A 12,830-nucleotide genomic window follows, 5' to 3' on the forward strand; every position below is an offset into this window, starting at 1 on the left:
AGCCATGACCACCACGCACATCGAGACCGTCATCATCGGCGCCGGGCAAGCGGGCCTGGCCACCGGGCACCACCTGCAGCAGCGCCATCGTCCGTTCGTGATCCTCGACGCCGCCGAGCGGGTCGGGGACCAGTGGCGCCGGCAGTGGGACACGCTGCGGCTCTACTCCCCCGCGAAGTACGACGGGCTGCCCGGCCTGCCCTTCCCCGCCGACGCCTGGTCGTTCCCGGGCAAGGACCAGGTCGCCGACTACCTCGAGTCGTATGCCGCGACCTTCGCGCTGCCGATCCGGTTGACCACCAAGGTGCTGTCGCTCGCGGCGCGGTCCACCGGCGGCTACCTGGTGACGACGACCTTGAGCAGCTACACGTGCGACAACGTGGTGGTGGCGACCGGCACCTTCGGCCGCACCCCGCAGGTGCCAGACTTCGCCGACCAGCTCGACCCGACGATCCTGCAGCTGCACTCGAGCGAGTACAGGCGCCCCGGGCAGCTGCGGGAGGGGCCGGTGCTGGTCGTGGGGGCCTCGCACTCGGGCACCGACATCGCCTTCGAGGTCGCACAGTCGCACCCGACGACGCTGGCGGGGCGTGACTGCGGGCAGATCCCGGTCCGGCCCGAGAAGCGGATCTTCCGACTGGCCTTCCCTGTCCTGGTCTTCGCGTGGCGGCACGTGCTGACCCGACGTACGCCGATGGGTCGCAAGGCGCTGCAGGAGGTCCGCTTCCACGGCGGTCCGATGATCCGGGTGAAGCGCTCCGACCTGGCTGCTCGGGGTGTCGAGCGACGCACCGAGCGAGTGACCGGTGTGCGTGACGGCCGGCCGGTGGTCGGTGACGAACCGATGGACGTGACGAACGTGGTCTGGGCGACCGGCTTCCACCAGGTCTTCGACTGGATCCGGCTGCCCGTGATGCAGGACGACGGGTGGCCAGACGAGATGCGCGGCGTCGTCGAGAAGGCGCCGGGCCTGTTCTTCTGCGGCTTGTCGTTCCAGTATGCGTTCAGCTCGATGGTGCTGCCGGGAGTCGGTCGCGACGCGGCCTTCGTGGCTGACCAGATCCTCGCCCGATCCCGCCACCCGAAGCGGGCGACCGGCCGGCAGGCCGATTCGGCTGCCGCCTGAAGCGCTCCCTGGTCGAGCAGGGACGAGGAACGAGCCCGTCCAGCACCACTCCGACGGTGCGGGCGTGGCTCGGGCCCGGTGCGGGCCCGGTGCGGGCGTGGCGGCACGGCGTTGGCGGCACGCGGGCGGCACGGCGTGGCAGTGGGCCCAGTCACCGGGGTCCTGGTGCGGATGGTCCCTGGTGTGGGCCTGCTGTCGTGGTGCTGCGTGTTCGGCCGGTGCTTCTTGTCGGGTTCCCGAACCGCCTCGGTTTCGCGGGCGGTTCAGGGATTGTCGGTGAGCTCGATGGTCCCGGTGTCGGTGACCAACCAGCTCCGGCCGTGCTGGTTGGTCCAGGTATAGGTGCCGTCCCGGTTGCGTTGGTAGCGCCACCCGCCGTGCGTCTTCAACACGTGGTGCCCACGGCACAACGGGGCCAGGTTGTCCGGGTTGGTCTGCCCGGGTGGTCCGGTGTCGTCGAACGCGACGATGTGGTCCAGGTCGCACGAGGTCGATGCCCGGGCGCAGTAGGGATGCACGCAGTGCGGGTCCCGGGCAACCACCTGCTCCCGCATCGCCGTCGGTGGGTCATGCGCATCGACCGCCCAGGTGCGGGTGGTGTCGATGACCGGGGTCACCCGGGCATCGGCACCGAGCTGCTTGAGGTACCCGCCGATCAGGGTGGTGGTCGCCGGACCGAACAGGTTCGTCGCCACCACCCCGGCTGCACCCGGTGGCACGGTGGCAGTGCCGGCGCACAGGGTGGCCAGGTCCGCCAACGACAGGTGCACGAACAACCGGGCCTTCAGGTACGACCTGCGCCGGGCCACGGCCTTGCCCGTGTCGGGGTGGACGGGCGGGTCCTGGTCGAGGAGGCCGAGCAGGTCCAAGGTGGCCTGACGGTCCGCGATCACCGCCAAGGCCTTGGCCTTGCGCTGCCCCAGGCTGTCGCCGTCGCCCAACCGGCCCAACGTGGTGGCCTCGTCGCAGACCAGGTCGTGGAACTTCGCCAGGTCCAACGAGGACCCGATGGCCTCCAGGGTGCTGGTGCCCTCCGCACCGGCCTCGTGGTCGACGGTGACGTCCCAGTCATCTCGGCCCCGCAGGCCGTTGCCGTCCTCCAGCCTGTCGGGGTGGAACTTCGCCACCCCGTGCTTGACGGCCTTCGCCATCGCGGCACAGGAGTACCGCCCGGTCTCGTGGAGGAAGGCGTCGATCCAGCGGGCGCACGCCAGGGACAGGTCGTGGGTGTCCTCCGCCAACCGCAGCGCCTTCCACGACTCCAGCTCCAACCCCTCGACCCTCGCGTGGGTGCGGGGCAGGCGGTGGTGCAGGTCGAGGGTGTTGGCCAGGAACTGCTGCGCCGCGGCACGAGAGACACCACACGCAGCGGCCCAGTCCTCGACCACGAACCGGGCCACCAACGGGGTCCCCTCCCCGCCCAGGGTGGCGTCGTAGTCACCCGCCATCCCCGGCAGCCCGTCACCCCACGTGGCCGGGTCGATCCCCGGCCCGGCAGGGTTCGTCACGCAGAGCTGGTAGGCCAGCCGCAGCTTGCGCCGCCCCGCCCGCCACTCCGCATGACGAGCATCCGTCACGAGGTCGAGCAGCGCCTCACCACCGAGGTCACTGACCTCGAACGGGTGGAGTGCCGCATCAACTTCCAACATGAGCTCAGTCAAGCAGGCGCCACCGACAGCCGACCCCCGAGAACAGCCCATTTCGGGGGTCTGGGGAAAACCACTTCCAGAATCTTTTCCGGGCCAGAGTGCACGGTCAGTCCAGGAGTGACCTCGGCCCGGGCAGGGCGTTCGTGGTACCCCACGAGGCCGTGACCGCCGTATCCTCGGTGCAGGAGGTCAGTGATGGGCGTCGTCGATGACTTGGTGCGCGCTCGGGAGACGTTCGAACGCGGTGACTGGCTCGCCGCCTTCGAGGCCTGGACCAGCCACGACCTCGCCACGCTGGCCTGCGACGACCTCGACGAGCTGGCCACGGCTGCCTTCCTGTTGGGGCGTCGCAGGGTAACCGTCGATGCCCTGCAGCGGGCCTTCACGCTCCACGTCGAATCCGGTCAGACGGCCGCAGCCGTGCGCACGGCCTTCCGGTTGTGCATGACCTTCGACACCAGCGGTGAGCAGACCGTGGGCGCGGGGTGGTCCGCGCGGGCACGCCGCATGCTGGCCGACCTCGACGAGGACGTCGTGGAGCGGGGGTACGTCACCTACCTGCAGATGCACCAGCGGCTCGCCGTGGGCGACTTCGCCGGCGCCGCCAGTCTGGCAGAGGCGGTCGTGGACATCGGTCGTCGACATGCGGATCCCGACCTGACCGCGATCGGGCTGGCGTCGAAGGGCCGTCTCCTGTTGTACGCCGGGCAGGTCCCGGAAGGACTCGCCCACTTCGACGAGGCGATGGTCGGGGTGGCCGCCGGCGAGGTCTCCCCGATCTTCGCCGGCAGCGTCTTCTGCGTGATGATCGAGGGCTGCCAGGAGGTCTCCGACCTGGGCCGGGCCTCGGCCTGGACCACCGCCCTCAGTCGCTGGTGCACGACTCAACCGGGGCTGGTCGCGTTCACCGGCCAGTGCGCCGTGCACCGCGGCCAGATCATGCGCCTGCACGGCAAGTTCGCCCTCGCCGTCGAGGAGTTCGACGCCGCGATCGAGCGGTACGTCGCCGCGGGCACCGTGGAGGCTGCCGGCCTGGCCCTGGCCGAACGCGGTGACGTCCTCCAGGTCCTGGGTGACCTGGACGGGGCCGAGTCGAGCTATGACCGAGCCGCCGAGCACGGCTACGAGGCACAGCCGGGGCTGGCCCTCCTGTGGCTGGCCAAGGGCCGGATCACCACCGCGGTCGCGGTGATCAGGCGGGTGCTGGCCGAGGCTGGCGACCCGGTGCACCGGTGCCGGGTCCTGCCGGCAGCCGTGGAGGTCCTGCTCGCAGGTGGACCTGATGGCCTCGCGGAAGCCCGCACCTCGGCCGCTGAGCTGGAGGCCATCGCGGCAACCTTCGGCTGCGACGCGTTGACGGCCATGGCCGCGCACTCACGCGGTCGTGTCGAGCTCGCCGACGGGGACGCGTCGGGCGCCCTTCCCTACCTGCGCAAGGCCACGTCGTTGTGGGCCGGGATGGACGCGGTGCACGAGGTCGCCCGTGTGCGCGTCGACGTGGGCCAGGCCCTGCGGATGATGGGTGACACCGAGTCGGCAGAGCGTGAGCTCAGCCGTGCCCGGCGTACGCTCCGGGACCTCGGGGCGGTGCTCGCGGCGGAGTCGGTGGGCCGGATGCTCCGTCCCGAGGGCCCACCGGACGGCCTGACCGCCCGGGAGGTCGAGGTGCTGCGCCTGGTCTCCGCGGGTCACAGCAACGCGCAGATCGCCGCCGACCTGGTGCTCAGCGAGAAGACGGTCGCGCGACACCTGAGCAACATCTTCACCAAGCTCGACGTGGGCTCACGCACCGCCGCCGCGGCGTACGCCTTCGAGCACCACCTCGTCTGACCCGATCTGCGCGCCGGGAGGAGCGCGCCGGGAGCAGCGCACCGGGAGGAGCGGGCCGGGAGGAGTCAGTCCTCGGACTGCTTCCTGACCGGGACCAGCTCGAGGTTGCGCACCCGCCACGTCTTGCCGTGGCGGACCAGGTCGAAGCGGATCGGGGAGGTTCCGCCCCGGATCTCCTGCACGTCGTCCTTCCCGCGCCGGATCTTCACCGGGTAGCGCATCACGAAGAACTTCACCCTCGCGGTCCTCGCCCGCTTGTCGATGCCGACCTCCATCGGCACCGTGTCGACGCCGAGTGTCTTGACCTGGGCCTTGTCGCGATGGGCGTCCTCGACGGCGGCGAACAACGTCTGGCAGGGCGCACAGTCCGGCGAGCTCAGGCCCCGCACCAGCTTCGTGCTCCCCGACTCCAGGCCCCAGTTGTAGGCATCGACCCAGTAGCCGACGAAGAACTTGGCTCCCGACTCGGTCAGGCTGAGCTTCTTCGGGATGTCCGGAGGGCCACCGACCTCGGGGACGTCGACCTTGGCGTCGATCGGGAGGCCCTGCGGCGGCGGGTCGTCGGAGCACGACCCCAGGCCACCGATCAGCAGGGCGCAGACCAGCACGACTCCGGCTCGGCGGTGCACGAATCGGTTCCTCTCGTCGCAACAGAAAATGACGTCGCCGGGGTCAACGAATCGACCCCGGCGAAGACACGCTCTCAGCAGATCGGACGCGTCACTCCCCCTCGGGGGTCAACGGCGCCGAGCCGTGGGCCAGGTCCTTGGCGACCCGCGGGTCGTCGGCATCGGCCTGGTAGTCGTACGCCGTCGTCTCGTCGACGCCGTTGTCGACCTTGCCGGCCCGCAGCGCCAGGGTGAGGACGGCACTGATCACGATGTTGATCACGAAGGCGGTCAGCGCGATGTAGCCCATCTCGCCGATCATCGGGATCATGTCGAGCGAGCCGCCGAAGTGCTTGCCGGTGACCGGGTTGACCACCTGGTAGGCCTGGACCGTGCCGTAGACCATGCCCACGGCCCAGCCCACCAACAGTCCCCACTTGTGGAACCACCGGGTGTAGAGGCTGAACACGACGGCCGGGAAGGTCTGCAGGATCCAGATCCCGCCGAGCAGCTGGAAGTTGATCGCGTTCTGCTTGTCGAGGGTGAAGACGAAGACCAGCGCGAACGCCTTGACCACCAGCGACATCAGCTTGGAGACCTTCGCCTCCTGCTTCGGGCTGGCCTGCGGGTTGATCCACTCCTTGTAGATGTTGCGGGTGAACGTGTTGGCCGCCGCGATCGACATGATCGCCGCCGGCACCAGGGCACCGATCGCGATCGCCGCGAACGCCACGCCCGCGAACCACGCGGGGAAGGCGTCCTCGAACAGCTGCGGGATCACCAGCTGGGCGTTCGGCTCGCCGTCGAGGCCCACCGGGTTGGTGCCGGCCGCGATGGCCACCCAGCCGAGCAGTGCCAGCAGGCCGAGCACGAAGGAGTACGCCGGCAGGATCGACGCGTTGCGACGGATCGTGTTGCGGCTGCTCGAGGAGAGCGACGCGGTGATCGAGTGCGGGTACATGAACAGGGCGAGCGCGGAGCCGAGGCCCAGCGTCGCGTAGGCCCACATCTGGCCGTCGCCGGGCACGAACGCGCCCTGCGGCTTGCCGGTGACCTCGTTGGTGGTCGCCATCTTGTCGGAGGCGGCACCGAAGATGTGGTCCCAGCCGCCGAACTTCGTCGGCAGGTAGATGATCGCCACGATGATCACCAGATAGATCAGTGCGTCCTTGACGAAGGCGATCACGGCCGGCGCGCGCAGCCCCGACGTGTAGGTGTAGGCAGCCAGGATCACGAAGGCCACCAGCAACGGCGCGTCGGCGGCGAGCCAGTTGTCGCTGCCGCCCACCCCGGCCACCTCGAGCACCGCCTGGATGCCGATCAGCTGGAGCGCGATGTAGGGCATCGTGGCCAGGAAGCCGGTCACCGCGATGGCCAGGGACAGCTCGCGCGAGCCGTAGCGTCCCTTCACGAAGTCGGCCGACGTGACGTAGCCGTGGCGGTGGCTGACCGACCACAGCCGCGCCATGAAGACGAAGATGATCGGGTAGAGCACGATCGTGTAGGGCACCGCGAAGAAACCGGCCACCGAGCCGGTGGCGAACATCGCCGCCGGCACCGCGACGAACGTGTACGCCGTGTAGAGGTCGCCGCCCAGCAGGAACCAGGTCACCCAGGTGCCGAAGCGTCGACCGCCCAGCCCCCACTCGTCGAGGGAGTCGAGGTTGTCACCCCGCATGAACCGGGCCGCGCTGAAGCCGAGCACGGTCACGACGAGGAACAGGATGATCAGCACCGTCAACGCGGTGCCGTTGACGCCGGTGTCGGTCGCCATCACGGTCACCTGGGGAGTCACCGCGGCGCTCATGCGTCACCCCTGTGGGTGGCCTTGCGCTTGCCGTTTCCGTCCAGGCCACGCGAGGCGAGCACGAGGCGGTGCGCGGAGTAGGTCATCGCCGAGCACAGGAAGACCCACATGAACTGGTACCAGAAGAAGAAGGGGATGTTCCAGAGACGAGGTTCGACCTTCGCATAACTGCCCACCCACATCAGGGCGACAATCGGAATCAGGAGGAGAACTCCTGCCGCGACCAGCATGTACTTGTTGGCGGGAACGACGTCGCGCGTCGGTCCGCTCTCGGAGCCAGTTGACATGTGACGGAACTTACTCCGATCAGCGTCTCTGCGTAACAACCCACGCGGTCGGGTGTCGGCGAGCGGTAGGTCGCACGGGACGAGCGGTCGAGCCCGAGACGGGGATCCGGAGCATGCTCGGGGCGCCTAGTGTTGCCGCATGACCAGCAGCGTGTACGTCGCCTCGGCCGAGGGGTTCACCGGCAAGTCAACGATCGCCCTCGGCGTCCTCGAACAGCTCTCCCGCGCCGTGGAACGGGTCGGCGTGTTCCGTCCGATCGTGCGCGCCGAGGCCGGCGGTGCCGACCAGCGCGACTACGTGCTCGAGCTGCTCACCTCGCACGACGCCGTCGACCTGACGTACGACGAGTGTGCCGGCGTCTCCTACGACGAGGTGCACCGCGACCCCGAAGCGGCGATGGACCGCATCGTCGAGCGGTTCCACCTGGTCGCCGACCGGTGCGACGCGGTGGTGGTGATCGGCAGCGACTACACCGACATCGCCACCCCGACGGAGTTCTCCTACAACGCGAGGATCGCGGCCAACCTGGGTGCCCCGGTGCTGCTGGTGGCCAACGGCATCGGCCGGACCCTGGCCGATCTGCAGACCGTCACCGGCGTGCTCCGCAGCGATCTTCGTGCCAACCACGCGACGCTGTTCTCGGTGATCGTGAACCGGGTGGACGACGCCGGCGTGCTGGAGGAGATCACCGAGCTGGCCGGCGTCCCGGCGTACGGCATCCCGGAGGAGCCGCTGCTCAACGCGCCCAGCGTGGCCGAGCTGATGGCCGCCTGCGACGGCACCCTGGTCAGCGGTTCGGAGGAGCTGCTGACCCGCGAGGTCAGCGGCCTCGTCGTGGCGGCGATGACGCTGCCGAACGTGCTGACCCGACTGTTCGAGGGCGCGGCCGTGGTCACCCCGGGTGACCGCGGCGAGACCGTGCTCGGTGTCCTGGCCGCACACATGTCGACGAACTTCCCGCAGATCTCCGCGGTCTTCCTCAACGGCGGCATCGCGTTGCCCGACGAGATCACCCGCCTGATCGAGGGCCTGGGCACCACCACCCCGATCATCGCCACCTCGCTCGGCACCCACGCCACCTCCACCGCACTGACCAACCGCCGCGGACGGCTGACCAAGGACGCGCCCCGCAAGATCGCCACGGCACTGCGCCTCTTCAGCGAGCACGTCGACGGACCGGTGCTGGTCGACCGGCTCGAGGTGGCCCGCACCGACGCGGTCACCCCGCTGATGTTCGAGCACCAGCTGATCGACGACGCGGTCGAGGCCGGCAAGCACATCGTGCTCCCGGAGGGAGAGGAGGAGCGGATCCTCAAGGCGGCGGACATGCTGCTGCGCCGGGGCGTCGCCGAGCTGACCCTTCTCGGCGACCCGCAGGCGATCAACGCGAAGGCGGCACAGCTCGGTGTCGACGTCAGCAAGGCGCACCTCGTCTCGCCGTACGACGAGGAGCTGCGCGAGCAGTTCGCGCAGGTCTACTTCGAACGCCGCAAGCACAAGGGCATCGACCTCGACGAGGCGCGCGACATCGTCACCGACGTGTCCTACTTCGGCACGCTGATGGTCGAGCTCGGCCTGGCCGACGGGATGGTCTCGGGTGCCGTGCACACCACGGCGCACACGATCCGGCCGGCGCTCGAGGTGGTCAAGACGGTGCCCGGAGTCTCCGTGGTCAGCTCGGTCTTCTTCATGTGCCTGGCCAGCCAGGTGCTGGTCTACGGCGACTGCGCGGTCAACCCCGACCCGACCTCCGACCAGCTGGCCGACATCGCGATCAGCTCGGCGGCCACCGCCCAGGCGTTCGGCGTCGACCCGTTGATCGCGATGCTGTCCTACTCGACCGGCACCTCCGGGTCGGGCACCGACGTCGACAAGGTCACCGCGGCCACCAAGCGGGTGCGCGAGCTGGCGCCCGACCTGCTGGTCGAGGGCCCGATCCAGTACGACGCGGCGATCGACGACGCGGTCGCGAAGACCAAGCTGCCCGACTCCCCCGTCGCCGGCGACGCCACCGTCTTCATCTTCCCGGACCTGAACACCGGCAACAACACCTACAAGGCGGTGCAGCGCTCGGCCAACGCGGTGGCGATCGGCCCGGTGCTGCAAGGCCTCAGGAAGCCGGTCAACGACCTGTCGCGGGGCGCCACGGTGCGCGACATCGTGAACACGGTGGCGATCACCGTGCTGCAGGCCGCCGCACCACCGGCCGGCGCGACCCCCACGGCAGCGGCGACGGCAGCGGCGACGGAGCAGGCATGAGCACGCCGCACGTCCTGGTCGTCAACGCCGGCTCGTCGTCGCTGAAGTACAGCCTCGTCGACGCCACCACCGGGGAGACCCCTGGCGACGGACTGGTCGAGCGGATCGGCGAGTCGAGCAGCACCCTCGTGCACCAGGGCCCCGGCGGCGGGACCCGCACCGAGGGCGCCGTCGCCGACCACGAGGCCGCCTTCCGGTTGGCCCTCGACGCGTTCGGCGAGCACGGCCCGGACCTGGCGGCGTACGACGTGGTGGCGGTCGGCCACCGGGTGGTCCACGGCGGCGAGCACTTCTCGCAGCCGGTGGTGATCACCGACGAGGTGATCGAGGCGGTCACCGACCTGATCCCGTTGGCACCGCTGCACAACCCGGCCAACCTGTCCGGCATCGCCGGTGCCCGGGCCCTCTTCCCGGACCTGCCGCACGTCGCGATCTTCGACACCGCCTTCCACCAGACGCTGCCGCCGCACGCCTACACGTACGCCGTCCCCCGCGACTGGGTGCGCGAGCACGGCATCCGCCGCTACGGCTTCCACGGCACCTCGTTCTCGTTCGTCTCGCAGGCGGCCGCGGACCTGCTCGGGAAGCCGTTGGCCGAGGTGAACCTGGTCGTCGCCCACCTGGGCAACGGCGCCTCGATCAGCGCGGTCCGGGGCGGCGAGTCGGTGGAGACCTCGATGGGGATGACCCCGCTCGAGGGCCTGGTCATGGGCACCCGCTCCGGCGACGTCGACCCGGCCCTGCACGCCCACCTGCACCGCGAGCTGGGCTGGTCCCTCGACGAGATCGACCGGATCCTCAACCGTGAGTCGGGGCTGAAGGGACTGGCCGGGGAGAACGACTTCCGGGAGGTGCTGCGGCTGCGCGACGCGGGTGATCCGGCCGCGTCGCTGGCCTTCGACGTCTTCTGCCACCGGCTGCGCAAGTACGTCGGCGCCTACTACGCCGTGCTCGGCGAGGTCGACGCGATCGTGTTCACCGGCGGGGTCGGCGAGAACGCAGCCCCGGTGCGGTCCGCCTCGCTCGCGGGCCTGTCCCGGCTGGGCATCACCGTCGACGGGACGCTCAACGAGGGGCGGGTCGCCGGCCCCCACGCGATCTCCCCCGCGAACTCCGCGGTGGCGGTGCTGGTGGTCCCCACCAACGAGGAGTGGGAGATCGCCCGGCAGTCCGTCGCGGCGCTCCCCTGAGCCGTCGGACCTGAGTCGTCGGACTCGAGCCGTCGGAGCGGAGCCGTCGCACCTGAGTCGTCGGACTCGAGCCGTCGGACCTGAGTCGTCGGACTCGAGCCGTCGGAGCGGAGCCGTCGCACCTGAGTCGTCGGACTCGAGCCGTCGGAGCGGAGCCGTCGCACCTGACCGGTCAGCAGATTTGACCCCGATTGGGGTCTCGCCCGAGGCGTCCGTGGTCCTACCGTGGAGGAGGCGCACGCCCGTGCGCCGTGCAGGCACCGGGAGCCACCGTGGACACCGACGAGCTGGGCGAGCGACTCTTCGGTGCCCTGCTCGGAACCCTCGACGTGCTGAGCATCCACGTCGGCGGCCAGCTGGGCCTCTACCGCGCGCTCGCACCCGGTCCGATGACGGTCGGCGAGCTGTCCTCGGCCACCGGGATGCACCCGCGCTACGCCCGCGAGTGGCTGGAGCAGCAGTGCGTGGCGGGTCTGCTCGAGGTCGACGACCCGACTCGTCCCGAGGACGAGCGTCGCTTCACCCTGCCCGACGGCCACGCGCCGGTGCTCACGGATCCCGGGGGCCTGGCCCACTTCCCCCCGTTCGCGGACCTCGCGGTTGCCGCGACGAGCCAGATGCCCGCGCTGCTCGACGCCTACCGGTCCGGTGGTGGTGTCGGTTGGGCCGAGTTCGGCCCGCTGATGCGCACCGCCCAGGCCGAGGGCAACCGGCCGATCCACCTGCACCTGCTCGGCCAGTCGTGGTTGCCGTCCCTGCCTGAGGTGGACCGGGTGCTCCGCGCCGGCGGCTCGGTGGCCGACATCGGCTGCGGCGAGGGGTGGTCCTCGATCGGCATCGCCTTGGCCTATCCGGACGCCACCGTCGACGGCTACGACGTCGACCCGTCGTCGGTGGAGGCCGCCCGCGAGCACGTGGGGAGGCACGACCTGGCCGGGCGGGTGCACGTGCGGCTGGTCGACGTCGTGGCCGACCCACCGACGTCGACGTACGACGTGGTGACGGCCTTCGAGTGCCTGCACGACATGCCGGACCCCGTGGCCGTGCTGACGGCCGCACGGACGATGCTGGCCGACGACGGCACGATGCTGGTGATGGACGAGCGGGTGCCCGATGAATTCACCGGTCCCGGTGACCCCGTGGAGCAGCTGATGTACGGCTTCTCGATGTTCGTCTGCCTGCCCGACGGCATGTCGCACCCGGGCTCGGCGGCCACCGGTACGGTGATGCGCCGCTCGACCCTCGAGCGCTATGCAACCGCGGCCGGCTTCGCCTCGGTCGAGGTCCTCCCGATCGACCACGAGACGTTCAGGTTCTACCGCCTGCACCAGTGATCGGCCCGCCCGCTGCTGCCCGTCCCCGTCCGGGCCGGCCCCCCCTGCTGCCCGCCCGCTGCGGGCCGGCCGGCCGGACAACACTGAGCTGCAGCTTCGGCCCGTCGCACGTTTGAGACTTGGTCGATCTGGAAGGCTGTGCTCCGTGACGTGGGGAGCTGCCGCAACGAAGCGGGTCGTGTTGGAAGTGGTCGGTTGGCTGTTGGTGCTGGCCGGCATCGCCGCGCTGGTGCTCCCCGGTCCGGGGCTGCTGATGCTCTTCGCCGGGCTCTTCGTGCTGTCCCAGCAGTACGAGTGGGCCGAGCGCCGCCTCGATCCCGTCGAGCGCCGTGCCATGCAGGCCGCCGCCGAAGGCGTGCGCACCTGGCCCCGGATCATCGGCTCGGGCCTGGGAGCGGTGTGGCTCCTGGGCATCGGTGTCGTCTGGTGCGTCTCGCCGCCGGCCCCGTCGTGGTGGCCGGTGGACGACCGGTGGTGGCTCTTCGGTGGTCTGGGCACCGGCATCACCCTGATCGCGTCGGGCTTCCTGGCCTTCGGGCTGCTGATCTACAGCTACAAGCGGTTCCGTCCCCAGATCCTGGCCGGCAAGTCCAGCGAGCAGGCCATCGACAACACCGACGACGACCCCACCAACGACAGCTGACCTGCTCGGCCTGACCACGCCGGTGCCGTGTCCCGGGAGGGCCGCGGGGCCGACAGGCACCCCGGGTGCGGTGGCCCTGCTTGCGGTCCCCAGGGG

9 protein-coding genes and 1 pseudogene are annotated in these 12,830 nt (G+C 70.3%); 6 read left to right on the plus strand and 4 right to left on the minus strand.

The features are described from left to right. Window positions 1-4 precede the first annotated feature (4 nt). Entirely contained in the window at window positions 5-1,126 is a 1,122-nt protein-coding gene (locus ncot_RS15970; protein ID WP_168618490.1) for an NAD(P)/FAD-dependent oxidoreductase, read from the plus strand. Between the two features lie 263 nt (window positions 1,127-1,389). Here ncot_RS15970 and ncot_RS15975 read toward each other — a convergent pair whose 3' ends face one another. After that, window positions 1,390-2,775, minus strand: coding sequence for an HNH endonuclease signature motif containing protein (locus ncot_RS15975; protein ID WP_168618491.1), 1,386 nt, complete (start codon window positions 2,773-2,775; stop codon window positions 1,390-1,392). A 1,644-nt stretch (window positions 2,776-4,419) separates the two neighbouring features. On the opposite strand from ncot_RS15975, the pseudogene ncot_RS19735 reads away from it, so the two are divergent. Beyond that, window positions 4,420-4,605 (plus strand): annotated as a pseudogene (locus ncot_RS19735) (LuxR C-terminal-related transcriptional regulator); the annotation flags it as partial. A gap of 65 nt (window positions 4,606-4,670) precedes the next feature. On the opposite strand, the gene ncot_RS15985 reads toward ncot_RS19735, so the two are convergent. From ncot_RS15985 to ncot_RS15995, 3 genes are all read right to left on the minus strand, one after another. After that, complete coding sequence (locus ncot_RS15985; protein WP_168618493.1) at window positions 4,671-5,234, minus strand: DUF6318 family protein; 564 nt, start codon at window positions 5,232-5,234, stop codon at window positions 4,671-4,673. A 91-nt stretch (window positions 5,235-5,325) separates the two neighbouring features. Further along, entirely contained in the window at window positions 5,326-7,020 is a 1,695-nt protein-coding gene (locus ncot_RS15990) for a sodium:solute symporter (RefSeq protein ID WP_277345748.1), read from the minus strand. Further along, on the minus strand, window positions 7,017-7,307 hold the full coding sequence (locus tag ncot_RS15995) for a DUF3311 domain-containing protein (protein WP_240937937.1): 291 nt from the start codon (window positions 7,305-7,307) through the stop codon (window positions 7,017-7,019). The genes ncot_RS15990 and ncot_RS15995 overlap by 4 nt, the downstream gene beginning before the upstream one ends. 139 nt (window positions 7,308-7,446) lie before the next feature. Between ncot_RS15995 and pta the strand changes: the two genes are divergently transcribed. The 4 genes from pta (at window position 7,447) to ncot_RS19740 (ending at window position 12,734) form a co-directional block, all read left to right on the plus strand. Beyond that, window positions 7,447-9,567 carry a phosphate acetyltransferase gene (gene pta / locus ncot_RS16000; RefSeq protein WP_168618494.1) on the plus strand — a complete coding sequence of 707 codons (2,121 nt, stop codon included), beginning with the start codon at window positions 7,447-7,449 and terminating at the stop codon, window positions 9,565-9,567. Then, window positions 9,564-10,757 carry an acetate kinase gene (locus tag ncot_RS16005; RefSeq protein WP_168618495.1) on the plus strand — a complete coding sequence of 398 codons (1,194 nt, stop codon included), beginning with the start codon at window positions 9,564-9,566 and terminating at the stop codon, window positions 10,755-10,757. The genes pta and ncot_RS16005 overlap by 4 nt, the downstream gene beginning before the upstream one ends. Window positions 10,758-11,029: 272 nt before the next feature. Next, entirely contained in the window at window positions 11,030-12,091 is a 1,062-nt protein-coding gene (locus ncot_RS16010) for a class I SAM-dependent methyltransferase (protein WP_168618496.1), read from the plus strand. A 178-nt stretch (window positions 12,092-12,269) separates the two neighbouring features. After that, window positions 12,270-12,734 carry a PGPGW domain-containing protein gene (locus ncot_RS19740; protein ID WP_240937938.1) on the plus strand — a complete coding sequence of 155 codons (465 nt, stop codon included), beginning with the start codon at window positions 12,270-12,272 and terminating at the stop codon, window positions 12,732-12,734. The last annotated feature ends 96 nt before the right edge of the window (window positions 12,735-12,830 follow it).

Source organism: Nocardioides sp. JQ2195 (genome assembly GCF_012272695.1).
Taxonomy (GTDB): Bacteria; Actinomycetota; Actinomycetes; order Propionibacteriales; family Nocardioidaceae; genus Nocardioides.

Bases quoted from the DNA above. Each gene is read 5' to 3' on its own strand.
- ncot_RS15970 (WP_168618490.1), top strand. From the start codon at position 5: ATGACCACCACGCACATCGAGACCGTCATCATCGGCGCCGGGCAAGCG.
- ncot_RS15975 (WP_168618491.1), bottom strand. From the start codon at position 2,775: ATGTTGGAAGTTGATGCGGCACTCCACCCGTTCGAGGTCAGTGACCTC.
- ncot_RS15990 (WP_277345748.1), bottom strand. From the start codon at position 7,020: ATGAGCGCCGCGGTGACTCCCCAGGTGACCGTGATGGCGACCGACACC.
- ncot_RS15995 (WP_240937937.1), bottom strand. From the start codon at position 7,307: ATGTCAACTGGCTCCGAGAGCGGACCGACGCGCGACGTCGTTCCCGCC.
- pta (WP_168618494.1), top strand. From the start codon at position 7,447: ATGACCAGCAGCGTGTACGTCGCCTCGGCCGAGGGGTTCACCGGCAAG.
- ncot_RS16005 (WP_168618495.1), top strand. From the start codon at position 9,564: ATGAGCACGCCGCACGTCCTGGTCGTCAACGCCGGCTCGTCGTCGCTG.